Origin of the sequence: Vibrio sp. HENC-03 (genome assembly GCF_000305755.2) — a bacterium.
Lineage (GTDB): Bacteria > Pseudomonadota > Gammaproteobacteria > Enterobacterales > Vibrionaceae > Vibrio > Vibrio owensii.
The window spans coordinates 692249-708327 of record NZ_JH976064.1 but is presented as its reverse complement, the minus strand read 5'-3'; the positions used below and the strand labels follow the sequence as shown (position 1 = coordinate 708327).

Sequence of the window (16079 nt, the reverse complement as noted above, 5' to 3'; positions counted from 1 at the left end):
GACTATTATGGATCGCGCAAAACTGAAAAAAGCACGCCAGTTCAAAGATAATGTCTTTAACGCATTTGTCTGGATCTCGGCAGCACTAACGGTAGGTTTCTTGTTCTGGATTATCTGGTACATCCTATCAAACGGTCTACAACACGTAGATTGGAACTTCATTACTGATAACTACACACGCACAGGTGAAGAGCACGGTATCTTCCCAATGATTGTGGCGACAATTTACATGGTTATCGCTTCTATCGCAGTGGCAGCACCACTCGGTATCATGACGGCAATCTACTTGACCGAATACGCGAAAGTGGGCAGTCGTTTGGTGAAAATCATCCGATTCTGTACTGAGTCGTTGGCGGGTATCCCGTCGATCATCTTCGGTCTGTTTGGTATGACTTTCTTCGTGGCGATTCTTGGCCTTGGTTTCTCGATTCTATCGGGTGCATTGACGCTAAGTATCCTAATCCTGCCAGTTATCATCCGTACTACGGAAGAAGCGTTGATGGCAGTACCACAGACGTACCGTGAAGGCTCTTACGGCCTAGGTGCATCTAAGATTTACACTATCTGGCGTTTGATTCTTCCGAGCGCAATGCCAGGTATCTTAACCTCGGTCATTCTAAGTATTGGTCGTGTCATTGGTGAGTCTGCTCCAGTATTCCTGACAGCAGGTATGGTTGCACGTATTCCGGATTCTTTATTGGATTCAGGTCGTACGCTAACCGTTCACCTATACAAACTGACTACCGAACTGTTTACCATTGAAGAATGGAATCAGGCTTACGGTACTGCGACAGTTCTGATTGTTGTTGTTCTACTGATCAACATGTTTACAAAACTGATTGCACGACGTTTTAACACCGCAACTTACTAATAAAACGAATTAAGAACGCACGTTAAAAGACACGAATTCAAGATTTAAGAGATTAAGAAAATGAACAAGTTTGATATTGAAAACCTAGACCTGTTTTACGGCGACAACCAAGCACTGAAATCAATCAACCTGCCTATTCCAGTACGCCAAGTGACGGCACTTATCGGTCCTTCGGGTTGTGGTAAATCAACACTACTACGTTGTTTGAACCGCATGAATGATCTTATTGAAGGCGTAAAGATTACGGGTAAGCTGTCAATGGATGGCGAAGATATTTACGGCAACATTGACGTTGCTGACCTTCGCATCAAAGTGGGCATGGTATTCCAAAAGCCAAACCCATTCCCGATGAGCATCTACGAGAACGTGGCTTACGGTCTGCGCGCTCAAGGCATCAAAGATAAGAAGCACATTGATGAAGTGGTTGAGAGCTCACTTCGTGGCGCAGCGCTTTGGGACGAAGTGAAAGACCGTCTTAAGTCACATGCATTTGGTCTATCAGGTGGTCAGCAGCAACGTCTATGTATCGCACGTACAATCGCGATGGAACCTGATGTGATTCTGATGGATGAACCAACATCGGCACTTGACCCAATTGCAACACACAAAATCGAAGAATTGATGGAAGAACTGAAGAAGAACTACACCATCGTTATCGTGACTCACTCAATGCAACAGGCGCGTCGTATTTCTGACCGCACTGCGTTCTTCCTAATGGGGGAACTGGTTGAACACGATGATACACAAGTTATCTTCAGCAACCCGCAAGACGACCGTACTCAAGGTTACGTAAACGGTGACTTCGGTTAATCCACACATTTACTGGCATACACACGAATAACTATAAGCGATGGTACTCTTGCCCCTCTTGATGAGGGGCCTTTTTTATTTTTGGACTTGAAAAACACCAATATTAAGAATGTTCATGTTGATTCATTTTTGCGCATATTTTTGCAGTATGTAATCCGGATGAAACACCTGTCTAAAAATGTTGAAGGGTTCTCGAATGTGAAATTAAGTCCATATTTTTTGCGAATGACTTAACAGCTCAACTTGGATTCCATTGATTGCATATCCACCCCTAAGTAGTTTTTTATCGAGGATAAAAAAGTAGATTAGGTTGGTCAGGTGAGTTTAAAGAGTTTTACAAGAACGGTCTCTTCCACAAGGGACCATAGGTTATTGGCTGAAGCCATATTCGAACATCTAGAGCAGCATTTTTCCCCCAGTGCGATAGCGATCTTTGATGATCCGCTGACCAACCCTTCTTGGGCGGTTCGATTCTCTCGGGGTGACCTCTTTCCTCTCCAAAATTATCCAGAAGCATTCTGGGATTGGGCTAACCAATTCGATACTTCAGAAAGCATCATTCCTCTGGCCATCAATACCTGCAATTGGGATCACGTCCAAGACCTCGGTGGCGAAAGTTATATCATGATGCTCGACAACACGCCGATTAAACGTACCTACCTACTGATTCAAAACGTTCAAGCTCGCAGCGCACACAATATTTATGAAGAAAGCTATGACGCAATGCAACTCTCGGCGGCGCGTTGGCAGTGTGTCCGCGCAGAAAAACACGCCTCGTTAGAAATGAAGTATCGCGATGTACGAGAAGCGCAGTATGTCGATGAGCTTGGGCAACGTGAACGTTTTATCGAAAACATGAAGCTTGTTCAGCAGGTTGCGTTAGATATTTCTAACCCTGATTCACTGAAAGATCTTTATTTGAAAGCGGTGGAAGCACTTCGAGAACATCTAGGTTTCGACCGCTCCACCTTAATGTTGCTGGACATGAAAAAGCGCAGTTTCAGTGGCACTTATGGAACGAACGAGGATGGCATCACCATTGATGAATTCCACACCCAATATGACCTTCATCAGTTGAGTGAAGAGTACATTGCATCACTGTCCAGTTTGGATCGTAACCTCGTTATTGTAGAGGATGCACCTATCTATACCGCTGGTAAAGTCGTGGGGCAGGGGTGGAATGCGATGCTGATTTTAAGAGATGGAAACGAGCCATTTGGTTGGTTTGCGCTTGATAACTTTATCCACCGTAAACCCGTCACTGCCTATCAAAAACAGATGCTGGAATCATTCGGTTCGCTTTTCTCTCAAATCTTTATTCGCAAACGCCAAGAGCAAAACGTACGTATGCTGCATTCGAGCATGGTTGAGTTATCACGCTGTACAACGATAAGCGATGTTTGCAAATCTGCAGTGACGTTTGCCATTAAGAATCTAGGTATCGACCGTATGGCGGTGTTTTTGACCGATGAAAACTGCTCTTACATGCAGGGGACTTGGGGAACCGATATTCAAGGCAATGTGGTTGATGAGTCGTATTTTTTTGGGGAAACCCAAGACTTCTCTTTAATAAACTTAGCGAAATCCATGCCCAATGAAGTGGCGTTCGAAGAATCCGTACCTATTTACCATGATTGCAATATCGTCGGTTTTGGTTGGGCGGCTATGACGGTACTAACGTCAAACAGCAGTGGGCCAATTGCATTCATCGCGGTCGATAACTTGTTAACCCGTGCGCCTTTGACCTCTCAACTGCGTGAAGTGATTCGGATGTTTGCTTCTAGCTTGGTTGAAGTCTTGCAACGTACACAAGCACAAGAGGCAATTAGAGAGCTCAATGAGAATCTAGAGCTCGAGGTTCAGAACCGAACTAAAGAGTTAGAAGAAGCGAATCGGCAGTTGGAAGTCTTGTCTAAGCTTGACCCCTTAACGAGACTGGGTAACCGACGCATGTTAGAACACGTTATGCAAAAGTACTGCTCTCTTGAGCATAACGAAGTGATGTCTTTTGGATTGATTCTTATCGATATTGACCATTTTGGCTTGTTTAACAATCATTATGGGCATTTAGAAGGTGACATTGCGTTGATGCGTATCGGTAATATTCTCGACCATCATACAAAAGATGAAGACGAAGTCTTTTGTCGAATTGGCGGGGAAGAGTTTGTTTTGTTGATGATTGGGTCAAATCAAGAAGAGGTCAGGTTGAGAGCCGAATGTATTCGTCAATGCATTGAAGAAGAAGGCATAAGACATTGCCATAATCCTGAAGGAGAGTTGCTGACCGTCTCTGTGGGTTACTCGCGTTATCAAGCGCAAGGTAAAGACTTTAACTTTGATCACTTATACCAACTGGCTGATAAAGCACTCTATCAAGCAAAAAACAGTGGCCGAAACTGTGTTCGAACCTGTGAGCTGACAAGTCAAATTGTCGCTTAAAACATCGAGACTGAACGGATAGATACAAAAATGGCAGCTCAATAAGAGCTGCCATTTTCATTAATCACGCCTCGCCTTCGACTAGAGCTTTTCTAGCTGGTGGTTAGGCTTACTCTTCTTCTCTTTAGCGAGTTGTTTGATCTTAGCTAGCAGAGAGTCTGGTTTCCATTCTTGCTGAGTAGCACTAAAGCGAGCTTGATTCATCACATTCAATTCTTCTTTCACGGCTTTTGTCGCTTCGGATTCACTGTTGAAGTGATGTGTGTTTAAGTAGTCGTTAACCGCTCTTTCAATTTTGGCACTGTCACCTTGTTTGATGATGTTCTCCAAATCTTGCAGAGATGAGCCGTGCGTTGAAGTCTCAACTTTCTCAGGCTTTACGGTTCCGCGTTTTTTCCAAAGCCCAAACGCAATTGCTGATGAGACAAGCCAAAGTGCACCAAACACGAACGTCAGTGTTTTCCAGATAGTATCCACACCCCTTTGAACCACAGGTGCTGGGGTTGTCGCTGGTTGTGCTGGTAACGCACTTTCTGGCAGCGTGATTAAGCCACTGTCACTTTTCTCTACCTTAAGCTTTAACGCTGAAATATCGGCTTTTCTCGCTTGGTCACGGTTACTGTCCCACCAATTTAGGCTGTAGCCCGGCAGGGTGAGATCACCTGCTTCTGTGGGAATCAAAACCTGTTTCACTGTCATGGTGACAGTGCCATCACGCGATGTCTCGAACTGAGGTTGTTCAGGATAAACACGCAGTGTACTTGGGTAGACAATACCAATACGAGGTAGATATTCCGCTTGTGTACCACGAGCTCGAATACGAATCGTGCGAGTAATCGAAGAGCCTTGTTTCACTGTGCTGACAGCATTTGCTGATAGCGGATTGCCTTGCTCATCTTGCCAGCTTTGCGTTAATTCTAAAGCAGAAGCTGGCAGCCAGTTACCTTTAAAGTCTTTAGGGATAGGCTTTACAGTAATCGGCATTTGCTCAGTTTTAGTATTGATTGGCATGATCTTGGTTGAGCCAGTTAGGCTGTCACCATAGATGTAAGACCCCGTCAATTTAGGACCATTCAGCGTGTAGGTACCAGGTTGTTCGGCTGTAATGCGGAAAGCTTGCTCTACGACCGTCACTTCCAAGCCATCAATGATGCGCTGTGCCTGCTTCATATCGCTGGCTGGCTCAATTTTCATCCCATCAATGCTTGGCGGCACGACTTGTGGATTATCTAAACGACGAGGGTCTACTTTGATCGCCAACTGCATACGTAGCGTTGCTGACTGCTGTGGGTACAAAGTATGGCTATCCACGCTCATGTTAAAGCTAAACAAATCGTCGAGATTCGGCTCACCTTTGTCTTTTGTCACACGCAGCTTAATTGGCTCGGTTTTCATCCCATCTGCAGAAAAGCTCGGTATGGTGATGACGCCTTCTTTCATCGGTGCAATCGAGATGCTCCATTCTGTGCGAACGGTTTTGTGGCCGTTAATGTTATTACTTGAACGGCCGTAGCGAGGTTGTCCTAAAAAGAAGTCCTGTTTCAATGCGTCAAAGTTGATCGCATCTGAGCCAAGCTCGGTATCTGCCATGATCCTTAGGTTGATCACTTCGTTCTTCGCCACCTGAGTTTTGTTTACGCTAGCTTGTAGGGTTTGTGCAAAAACCGAAAAGCTAGTCAGTAGGCTGGCCATCAGAACAAAGACCAGTTTTGCGCCTTTTTTCATCATGGACTTACCACTCCTTATTAGATTGTTGTGGACGTTGTTTTTGTTGAGCTTGAAGCTGCATTTGAGCTCGAATCAAGAAACTAGGGTCACGCGCGCTTTCTACCGCTTCTAAGCGACGGAGTTCAGGATCATCCTGAGGCGTTTTCTCTGGCTGAGCTTGAGCCTGCATAGGTTCACCTTTTTGCTTGCCTTGTTTCTCTTCTTCTTGTTTGGCTTTTTGTCGTTCAGCTTTCTGATTTTCTTTTTTATTTTCAGGCTCTTGCTGGTTTTGTGACTGTTGCCCTTGCTCTTGTTTAGCATCACTCTGAGACTTTTGTTGCTGCTGTTGCTGCTGTTGCTGCTGTTGCTGCTGTTGCTGTTGCTGCTGTTGCTGCTGTTGCTGCTGTTGCTGCTGTTGCTGCTGTTGCTGCTGTTGCTGCTGTTGCTTCAGTTTCTCCTCTACAACCGACAGGTTCTTTTTCGCAGCTTCAAAGTCAGGCTTTTCTTGAATTACGTTTTTATAAAGCTCAGCCGCATCCTCAAGCTGCCCGTTCTTAGCAAGTGCGTTTGCCAAGTTGTAACGGCCATCAAGGCTTGGATTATGGGAGAATGCTTCTATCGCACTTTCGTAATCCCCAGCTTGGTAGCTTGCTGCGCCTTTCCAGTTAGGATCAGTAAAGGTACTTTGGGCTTTTTCGTATTCACCTTGTTGATAAAGCTGTTCGCCTTGTTGGTTTTGATTCAAGAACGCATTGGCTTCTGCTTTCGGTGTCCAACTCATCGGTAATACGGCCGCGACCAGTACCCAAATCATGCCGCGTCGGAAGAGTAGGGCTGCAGGAATCAACAGCAGAGGTAGCAACCAGAAACCACCGTTCAAGCGAGAGTCGGTTTTCACGTCGTCACTTTGTTTGGCGGGAAGGTTGTTACTCGCGTTATTAGTAAACGCGGCAATGTTCTCAACATCACGGTTATTGTGTTGAATTGGCACAAATAATCCGCCGGTCTCTTTGGCTAACTTCTGTAAGTTTTTCAGGTTAGTCTTCGCTACCACGGTGTTGCCTTGTCGACTCTTCATTAACGAACCATCCGGAAGAGCAATCGGTGCGCCAGTTGATGTACCGATAGCGAGTACTGACACACGAATGTCTTTACCGTTTAATAGCGCTAATGAGCGAGACAATTCGGAGTCATCCAAATCATCTGCCAGCACGACGATGTCACCTTTATTTACCCCCGCTTGAGTAAACTGACCAAGCGCGGTTTCAATCGCTGATGGTAAGTTGGAGCCTTGATAAGGCATTAACTCAGGGGATAAGTTTTCGATGATGCCAGCGAGTGTGCTGGAATCTGTCGTCAGTGGACTTAACGTATACGCATCGCCTGCGTACGCGACCAAACCTGTTGAGCCTTCTTTCCATTTTGGCAATAAATCCAACGCTTTATAGCGGGTTTGTGACAGGCGATTTGGCTTCACATCCGTTGCGTACATAGAGCGCGACATATCCAGAACTAACACTCGGTTTTGACTTAGTTCAAAGCTTGGGAGAGTGTTGGACTGCCAACTTGGACCAGCTAAAGCGATACAAGCGATCGCCCATGTTATTCCCCATATGGCAAAGTAGTGTTTAGTTTTCACTGAATGACCAAGCATTTTTGCCAAATGAGGCGCAATCAATGATGACTTTTTGGTTCTGTATTGGCTGTTAATCGCAAGAACGACAGGAATGACGAGCAAACCCAACAACCAATACGGGTTTAGGAAAGTAAACTCAGCCATGTTTTCTCCTTAGAACAAACAGGAACACGGAAAGCACAAGGGCAGCGCCTAGTGGGTAAGGGAACCATTCCGACTGAGGACGCCATGTTTGCGTATCGCTAGAAACTGGCTCTAGTTGATTAATGGTGTCGTAGATAGTTTCAAGTTCTTTGGCATCACGCGCTCGGAAGTATTTACCACCGGTCATCTCTGCAATCTTGGTCAGCGTTTGCTCATCAAGGTCTGAGGCGGTATTGACTTTGCGAGTCATGAAGAAGTCTTTCACCATCATTTCACCAGCGCCCACACCTACGGTGTAGATGGTTGCGTTGTACTTTTTAGCGATTTCAGCGGCTTCAAGCGGATCAAGGACACCAGCAGTATTGCTACCATCACTGAGCAAGATCATCACACGTTGTGGTGCGTCACTGTCTACAAAGGTTTTGGTGCCTAAGCCGATACCATCACCAATCGCGGTGCGCTGGCCAACCAAGCCAATGACGGTTTGATTGATCTGTTGCATCACGGTTTTACGGTCGGCGGTTAGCGGCGTTTGCAAGTAAGCGTGATCACCAAATAGAACCACACCTAAGCGGTCACCTTGGCGTTTTTCTACGAAATCAGATAAGACTCTTTTAACGGCGGTTAGACGGTCAATGTATTCACCGTTGTCATTCATGTCTTCTTTCTGCATAGAGCCAGATAAGTCGACCACTAGCATCATGTCACGGTATTTCGGTTGGAACTCAACCGGATCGCCGTACCAAACCGGGCGAGCACAAGCGACAACCAACAGAGCCCATACGCCAATAGACAGGAATTTTTGTACGACCTGTTTTGGTTTGTTGCTGTGTTTGTTGTCTGGCAGGTACGCCAGCTTAATTTCAGCTTGCTGAGTCTCTTCAGGGAAGAACTTATAAATCAGCCAAGGTAGGGGCAGTAACAATAATGCCCACCACCAGACAAACTCAATGTTCAACCACTGAGAGAGGCTCGAAACGAGAGTTGCCTCAGTCACGAGTTTTTGCCTTTTTCTTCGGTGGCAATGCGGTTTCAATCCAGAAAGCGCAATCATCAATTAAGGCTTGATGCTGCTCTTGACCAGACTTTTGATACAACGCCGCTTGCCACTGTTGTTGTTTGTCGACAAATCGAGTTTCTTTGGTGTAGCTATCAAGAAACTCGTACCAAGCAGAGCCTGTTAATGGCGCGATTTCTTCACGAGGGAAGTAACTCAAAGCCGCTTGACGAAGAACCTCTAATGCAGAAGACGGTGTGTGTGGTGTGATCGGATTGGTCAACAATCTCAATGCGGTCTTCTTAGCAACAAGACGCTTTGTACGCCATCTTAAGTACAGTACGACGATTAAGATGGAGAGAACTACACCGCCCAGAACAGCCCACCATCCCCAAGCAAGTGGGAACCAATCAGGTGCATTCGGTAGGATTAAAGGTTCAAGGTTTAGGCTTTGATTATTCGTTGTCATTATTATTACTACTGCTTGAATGATTTGTATGTTGTTGCTTTGATTAGCTTAACTGCTGAACCAGCGGTAACCCGCTCGACAGACTGTTAAATGGAATTGCCATCGAATGACACTGCTGTTTGATGGCTTGTTGATGCTTAACGAAGTGAGACTCTAACTCCTGGCGCTGTCCTTTCGAACCGAAATTAAACCACTGACTTCGATGACCATCGGATGCTTTCGCTTGGCCTCGGAAGTCGGTTTCGCCTCGCTCAAGAGGATCATAAAACTGCACTGCACGAACGCTGTTGTGTTGCTTTAATCGACGCAATTGAACCAGCTCTTTCTCTTCCACTTGAGCAAAGTCGCTCAGCAGGATGAGTTCACTGCCTTTCGGCGTCAGGTTGTGTAGCGTTTCAATTGCGTTCATGTAAGGCAGCGTACGTGTGCTGTCAGCTTGTTGATTCGTAAGTAATTGATTGTGAGTATTCACTATCGCGTCAAGAATTCTCAGCCCTTGCTTTTGTAAAGAAGAAGGGCGGAACTCAATACACTGCGAACCATCATCAATCACTGCGCCGATGCGGTCTTTCTTGGCTAACGTCAGCCAAATCAAGACGCTAGCGAAGTGCGCCAGTTGAACCGACTTCAATACATATTGCGATCCAAAGTGCATGCTTGGGCTCAAGTCGATGTACAAGATCACCGCTTGCTCTTTGTCTTCAGCAAACAACTTGGTGTGCGCTTTTCCCGTTCGAGCCGTGACTCGCCAATCGATGCTGCGAATATCATCACCCGCTTGGTATTGGCGCACTTCCATGAAGTCCATGCCACGACCTTTTTGACGGCTGGTATGGTTACCGCTCATTTGCGACCAAATACTCTGGGCTGGTGGCAACCAACGAACCGATTGAGTGCGATATTGAAGCAGCTCTTCAAGGGTTAATGTCACCCCATTCGCATGAGGCGGCAATGCATATGATGCAGACATGTCACCTACCTACGTTATGCGCTACCTACAAGATTAAGAAGCTTGTCGATAACCTGATTTGCTGTAATGCCTTCTGCCTGAGCGTGGTAGCTAAGCAGCAGACGGTGACGTAGCACAGGGTAAGCCATGGCTTGAACGTCTTCTGGTGAAACGAAGTCACGACCTGCCAGCCACGCATGAGCACGAGCACAACGGTCAAGGGCGATCGTCGCACGCGGGCTCACACCCATAGATAGCCATTTCGCAAGCTCTGAGTCGTAATCGCTTGGCTGTCGAGTCGCCATCACAAGACGAACGATGTACTGCTCGATAGCGTCTGCCATGTGAATGTTGAGCACTTCTTTGCGTGCGGTGAAGATGTCTTCTTGGCTCAAGCTTGGACGCTCAATCGTCGCTTCGCCTTTTGCCTCACCACGGTTGATGCGCAAGATAGCCAACTCATGTTCCGCATCTGGATAATCCACATCAAGGTGCAGCAAGAAACGGTCAAGCTGCGCTTCTGGGAGCGGGTAAGTACCTTCTTGCTCGATTGGGTTTTGAGTTGCCATCACCAAGAACAGCTCTGGGAGTGCGTATGTGTTTCGTCCCGCTGTCACTTGCTTCTCAGCCATTGCTTCAAGCATCGCGGCTTGCACTTTAGCTGGCGCACGGTTGATCTCATCAGCAAGGATCAGTGAGTTGAAAATAGGACCAGACTGGAAGGTAAATTCGCCCGTTTCTGGACGGAAGATATCGGTACCCGTCAAATCGGCTGGCAGTAGGTCTGGTGTGAACTGAATACGGTGGAAATCACCTTCTACACAATCCGATAGAGATTTCACCGCACGGGTCTTAGCCAATCCTGGAGGACCTTCAACCAAGATATGCCCATCGGCAAGTAGAGCAATAAGTAATTGTTTTACCAGATCATGCTGACCAATGATCTGAGACTCTAAGTAGCTTTGAAGAGTTTCGAAGTTTGTTTTGTGCATTTTTTGGACTCTCTGGTATCCATATGATTCTTGTTTTGAGTATTGGTCACTTTCTCAAGGGGAAAAGTTCCAGTACGTCCGTGTAATTTATCTTTTCAATATTGGGGCGAGTAAAGTGATTGCAAGCCATTGAAAACCGTGAATTACCTTGTTCGACAGTCTGTTACATCACATTTGCATTAATTTGTGAGAATTTTCTCTAGTTTTGTAGGGGAAGGCCGATATAAGTTTCAAGCCGTGCATAGCGAGTTGTTATGCATTCAGTTTTATCCTGTTCAGAATACAGATAACGAGTGATTCTTTTTAAAGGTCCAGATATGTTGAAACTTAACTCCCTGAGTATCAAACAGAAGGTTGTCATCGGTATTACTTTTGCCGTGCTCGCTTCTACCATCATTGTCGGTGTCATGGCACAGCGACACGCACGTGAAGTGCTAAGTCATCGTTTAATCGATATCGAGCTACCTGCAATGTTGCAGCAGATCAATACTGAGATTGACCGTGAAGTTGTACAAATGCAGCAAGCGGCAAAACAACTTGCCACGAACGAATTCGTCATTGAAGCGCTCTCGACGACAGATCGTAACCCAGTGGTAGAAGCGCAACTTGTTCAACAGCTTAACAATGTGAAATCCCAATATCAGTTGAACGATGCTTCGGTAGCAAACCGACAAACAGCTTACTACTGGAATCAAAACGGTTTCTTACGCCAACTTAATCGTTCGCAAGATGCGTGGTTCTTTGGTTTTACATCTTCAGGGCAAGACACGTCGGTAAGCGTTTTCCAAGAAGCTAATGGCGACGTGAAAATGTTCACTAACTACCAAGAAGTGAATGGCGTATCGATGTCAGGCCTGTCTAAGTCGATGGATGACATGGTTTCGCTACTGAATGGCTTTAAGATTGAGAAAACAGGCTATGTTTTTCTGACCAATAGCAAAGGTGATATCCAGATCCACCGTGAGCAAGGCAAAAACAAAACCTCTATTAGCCAATTGTTTGGACGTGAAGCTTCTCAGCTACTTAACAAAGGCCACTTCAATCTAGTGACAACAGAGTTTGAAGGCCAAGACATGTTCGTGTCTAGCTTGTATGTACCTTCGATGGATTGGTTTGTTGTTGGTGTTGTACCTGTCGATGAGGTGTTTGCGGATCTTGATGCAACTGCAGAGAAAATGTTGTTCACGACAGCCATCGTGGCACTGATCTTCATCGCAATGGGCGTTCTGTTAGCAAACAGCATTACTAACCCAATTCGCCAAATTGCAGACCGATTCACTGACCTTGGCGAAGGTGAAGGTGATTTAGCTCAACGTATTGAAATCAAGGGTAACGACGAGATCGCTCAGCTATCAAAAGGCTTTAATGGCTTTATTGAGAAGATCCACGCAACCATGAAAGAAGTGTCTCTAACCAGTGGTGCGTTAAGTGAGGCTGCGGATAGTGTATCTAGCAAAGCGACTTCGACTCATGACAACAGCCAAGAACAACGTGACCAAACGATCCAAGTCGTGACCGCAATTAACCAAATGGGTGCGACGATCAGTGAGATTGCTTCAAACGCAGCAACAGCGGCAGATACGGCAAATCAAGCATCTGACAACACGCAGACAGGTCGCCAAGTCGTAACGCAAGCGAAGGAAGTGATTAGTCGTCTCGCTGATGACGTAGAAACGACCAGCATGGTAGTGACGCAACTGGCAACCACAACCAAAGACATTGGCTCTATCTTGGATGTGATTCGCGATATCTCTGAGCAAACTAACTTACTTGCATTGAACGCCGCGATCGAAGCGGCTCGCGCGGGTGAGCAAGGTCGTGGCTTTGCGGTGGTAGCAGATGAAGTACGTAACTTAGCGTCACGTACGGCTGATTCAACGGAAGAGATACAAAAGATGATCAACCAACTTCAAAGTGACGCTCAAGACGCAGTGACCGCGATGGAAGCAGGCAAAGCGGTAACGTTTGAAGGTGTTGCTTCTACTGACGAAGCGGTTGACGTTCTGATGAATATTTCTGAGCGTATTGCGGATATTTCAGATAGAAATACACAAGTTGCGACAGCGACAGAAGAGCAATCGACAGTGGTTCACACTATCAACCAAAACATTGAAGAAATTAATGCGATCAATGAGATGACAACAGCAACAGCAGAAGAACTGGCTGGAGCAAGCCGAGACCTACAAGAGTTGTCATCTCGCCTAGATAAGATGGTTGGTAGCTTCAAGCTGTAGAGTTGGATAGAATAGGGCTAGTTTACAAGTTTAATGACTCGATATTTTAGGTAAGTACTATGAATGATTTCGAAAAAGAACTAGAACTGATCTCACAAGAAGCTGGTGACGAGCCAGAGGTAAAGCTGCCATCTCTTGAAGAACAACAGGAAATCGTAGCAGAGCTTAAAAAGCTAGAGGCTGAAGGAAAGCTGACACCAGAAATCCTTGAGCAATACTTTGGTAAGTTCAATCAGAAAAGTTCGGTGCCAGTGCACTAATAAAGAGGGAGTTTCATACTCCCTTTTTTAATACCCGCCATTTAACTCATGCCTTGCAATTATTTACTAATCAATAAGTTATTAGTTGTTACTACTTTTTTTCATACTTGACAATGCTGCCGCTCTAACTAAATCTATTGCTTATTTCAATCAAAATAACTAAAGGGCAGCGAACAAGATGGAGCATCAAAATACAAGGAACGTGATCTTAATAACTGAGGACAGCTTACAGTCCTCTTTATTGAAGGATGTGCTCGAAACGAAGCTCAGCATCAACGTAAGTCTAATCGCACCTGAAAAGCTTGCTGCCCAAGCAGAGTTGCAAAATCCCGCCTCGGCAATCGTGTTGGACTACAGTGTGATTACCGATGAAGTGTTCTCTCATTACATGGAATTTAAGAAAGCTACATTTAAAGACACTATTGAGGTCTTGATAAACTGTGACAAGTCTATTTCTACGGAAGAGTTATTTGTATGGCAAACGCTCGCGGGAATATTCTACACATCGGATGACATAAGCACTCTTCAAGTTGGAATTGGTAAAGTATTACAAGGTGACATGTGGTTTAGCCGCAAGTTTTCTCAACAGTACATTACTCATCTACGTAGACACAGCAGGCCACTTAATAAGAACGTTCCCGCAATTTTAACTAAAAGAGAACAGCAAATAATTACCTTCTTATCAATGGGGGCTTCGAATCAACAGATCGCAGAACAGTTATTTGTGAGTGAAAATACTGTAAAAACCCATCTTCATAATATTTTTAAGAAGATTGACGTGAAAAATAGAGTGCAAGCATTAATTTGGGCTAAAGAGAATATGTCTGATCTTTCTATTGCCGTATAATAAATATGGTTATTTCAATCAATTTCATAATCTTTGCGACTTATATCTAATATAATTATCTCGTTCCAAAAAAGTGTTTCTTTTATGAGAAACACTTTTTTTGTTTATGATCTTAACGAAATTGCAATTTAAAAAAGTAGCAAATAACTCTACTCTATCGGCTAGCACTTAGATATGAGTTCAAATACTTATAACTAGTTATTAATCTAAAATATTTAGTCAATAAAAGTATGAGAAACATTATGGGACAGTATAAAGAAAAACCTGAAATCCTAATGATCACTCAACAAAGTCTGCAGAGTGAGAACTTCAAGGAGATGCTTTCAAAAAACACAGATACCAAGATTACGATTATCGATAGCAAAAATCCAAGCTATCATGAACTCATCCCAGAACAATATTTCCTGTTGGTAGATTTTTCAGTAGATACGCCATCTGATACTTTAGTTTATTTAAAGGATAGCGATAAAGTATTAGGTACTATTATGCTCAATTTAGGGCATGAGTTGGATACATCGGAGTTAGCTTCTTGGCCCAACGTTAAAGGTATTTTTGGTCCAAGTGATTCTATGGAGAAATTATGCCAAGGCTTAAGTGCAATTATAGAAGGAGAGAATTGGCTATCGCGTCGTTTGCTTGATCAACTTGTCAATTATTATAAAGGCAAAGAAGCGAGTCATATTATTGATCCAACTATAGAGGTAGAGCTCACGCGAAGAGAGGTTCAAGTTTTACAGATGCTGAAAGAAGGCGGATCAAATATGGAAATTGCCGACTCTTTATTTATCAGCGAGCATACTATTAAATCTCACCTTTACAACATATTTCGAAAAATAGAAGTCAAAAACCGAACGCAAGCCACTAGTTGGGCGAGAAGAAACCTGTAGTACTAGATTTAACCTTATGTTTTAAATACCTTTTATATCTAAAAGTACCAGTTTTTAATGTGCTAATAATATTGTTAGTTTGAAATATCAATCCATATTCAAACTTGTTCCTATGCTTTTGTTTATTAGACTTCCGGTGTCTGTAGGAAGTTAAACAGGCGTGAAATAAAGGTCTATTCAAATAGAAAGCCAAGAGGGACATAAAATGAGCACAAATGACACTTACTATGGTGACGCGGGTGATAACCATCAGGTCGCTGACTTTGACGGTGGCAATGACGTATTTATCGGTTTTGGTGGTAACGATTCTTTCGTTGGTGGCGGTGGTAACGACTTCGTTGTCGGTGGTGAGGGAAATGACCGTCTAACTGGTGGTGCAGGTGACGACATTCTAATGGCTGGCACAGGTAACGACTACCTCGGCGGTGGTACGGGTAGTGACTTATTGCTCGGTTTGCTGGGTGACAACAAGCTAAACGGCGGTACAGGTGATGACCTACTGGTTGCTGGTTCTGGCGACAACGTAATGGTTGGTGGCAGTGGCGCAGACAAGTTTATCTTTACCGACAAATTTGGCGGTCATGGGGAAGCGAAAGTGGTTGATTTCACTATTGGTGAAGATTCACTGCATATCATCAGCGACTCTGTAACATCATATGCTGATCTGAGCTTTACTTATGACGCAAAAGGCAATGCTGTCTTTACTGATGGCGCGGATCTAACGGTCAAATTGCTTGGTGTTACGCAAGAGGACATCAACTCATACGGCAGCGACTTATTCATTATCTAAGTCACCTTTTTAGGCGCTAGCGAGTCTAGCGCCTAATGTATAAAAAT

The 16079-nt window shown here is 44.6% G+C and carries 14 protein-coding genes; 8 read left to right on the top strand and 6 right to left on the bottom strand.

Going from position 1 to position 16079, the window contains the following annotated elements; translation table 11 throughout:
- Positions 1–7 precede the first annotated feature (7 nt).
- The 3 genes from pstA (at position 8) to VCHENC03_RS20225 (ending at position 4120) form a co-directional block, all read left to right on the top strand.
- Complete coding sequence (pstA, locus tag VCHENC03_RS20215; RefSeq protein WP_005441059.1) at positions 8–871, top strand: phosphate ABC transporter permease PstA; 864 nt, start codon at positions 8–10, stop codon at positions 869–871.
- Positions 872–931: 60 nt separating this feature from the next.
- Complete coding sequence (gene pstB, locus VCHENC03_RS20220; RefSeq protein ID WP_005441058.1) at positions 932–1681, top strand: phosphate ABC transporter ATP-binding protein PstB; 750 nt, start codon at positions 932–934, stop codon at positions 1679–1681.
- A gap of 372 nt (positions 1682–2053) precedes the next feature.
- Positions 2054–4120, top strand: a complete 2067-nt coding sequence (locus tag VCHENC03_RS20225; RefSeq protein WP_009704933.1) for a sensor domain-containing diguanylate cyclase — start codon at positions 2054–2056, stop codon at positions 4118–4120.
- Positions 4121–4201: 81 nt separating this feature from the next.
- Here the strand turns inward: VCHENC03_RS20225 and VCHENC03_RS20230 are convergent, their stop codons facing one another.
- From VCHENC03_RS20230 to VCHENC03_RS20255, 6 genes are read right to left on the bottom strand one after another with little or no spacing between them, the layout of a single operon-like run.
- Positions 4202–5848 carry a BatD family protein gene (locus tag VCHENC03_RS20230; protein WP_009704932.1) on the bottom strand — a complete coding sequence of 549 codons (1647 nt, stop codon included), beginning with the start codon at positions 5846–5848 and terminating at the stop codon, positions 4202–4204.
- 4 nt (positions 5849–5852) lie between these two features.
- Complete coding sequence (locus VCHENC03_RS20235; RefSeq protein WP_009704931.1) at positions 5853–7607, bottom strand: vWA domain-containing protein; 1755 nt, start codon at positions 7605–7607, stop codon at positions 5853–5855.
- Entirely contained in the window at positions 7600–8604 is a 1005-nt protein-coding gene (locus tag VCHENC03_RS20240; protein ID WP_009704930.1) for a vWA domain-containing protein, read from the bottom strand. The genes VCHENC03_RS20235 and VCHENC03_RS20240 overlap by 8 nt, the downstream gene beginning before the upstream one ends.
- On the bottom strand, positions 8597–9073 hold the full coding sequence (locus tag VCHENC03_RS20245) for a DUF4381 domain-containing protein (RefSeq protein WP_009704929.1): 477 nt from the start codon (positions 9071–9073) through the stop codon (positions 8597–8599). Before VCHENC03_RS20245 ends, VCHENC03_RS20240 begins: the two co-directional genes overlap by 8 nt.
- A 43-nt stretch (positions 9074–9116) precedes the next feature.
- Positions 9117–10043, bottom strand: coding sequence for a DUF58 domain-containing protein (locus tag VCHENC03_RS20250; RefSeq protein ID WP_009704928.1), 927 nt, complete (start codon positions 10041–10043; stop codon positions 9117–9119).
- A gap of 14 nt (positions 10044–10057) precedes the next feature.
- Positions 10058–11014 carry an AAA family ATPase gene (locus VCHENC03_RS20255; RefSeq protein WP_005432145.1) on the bottom strand — a complete coding sequence of 319 codons (957 nt, stop codon included), beginning with the start codon at positions 11012–11014 and terminating at the stop codon, positions 10058–10060.
- 317 nt (positions 11015–11331) lie between these two features.
- Here VCHENC03_RS20255 and VCHENC03_RS20260 point away from each other — a divergent pair, with 317 nt between their 5' ends.
- The 5 genes from VCHENC03_RS20260 to VCHENC03_RS20280 all read left to right on the top strand — a co-directional run bounded on the left by VCHENC03_RS20260 (position 11332) and on the right by VCHENC03_RS20280 (position 16032).
- Positions 11332–13248, top strand: coding sequence for a methyl-accepting chemotaxis protein (locus tag VCHENC03_RS20260; protein ID WP_009704927.1), 1917 nt, complete (start codon positions 11332–11334; stop codon positions 13246–13248).
- A gap of 59 nt (positions 13249–13307) precedes the next feature.
- Complete coding sequence (locus VCHENC03_RS20265; protein ID WP_009704926.1) at positions 13308–13508, top strand: chromosome segregation ATPase; 201 nt, start codon at positions 13308–13310, stop codon at positions 13506–13508.
- Positions 13509–13686: 178 nt separating this feature from the next.
- A complete protein-coding gene (locus tag VCHENC03_RS20270) occupies positions 13687–14355 on the top strand; it encodes a LuxR C-terminal-related transcriptional regulator (protein ID WP_009704925.1) in 669 nt (222 codons plus the stop codon).
- A gap of 230 nt (positions 14356–14585) precedes the next feature.
- Positions 14586–15242 carry a LuxR C-terminal-related transcriptional regulator gene (locus VCHENC03_RS20275; RefSeq protein ID WP_032802144.1) on the top strand — a complete coding sequence of 219 codons (657 nt, stop codon included), beginning with the start codon at positions 14586–14588 and terminating at the stop codon, positions 15240–15242.
- Between the two features lie 205 nt (positions 15243–15447).
- On the top strand, positions 15448–16032 hold the full coding sequence (locus tag VCHENC03_RS20280) for a calcium-binding protein (protein ID WP_009704923.1): 585 nt from the start codon (positions 15448–15450) through the stop codon (positions 16030–16032).
- Positions 16033–16079: the final 47 nt, after the last annotated feature.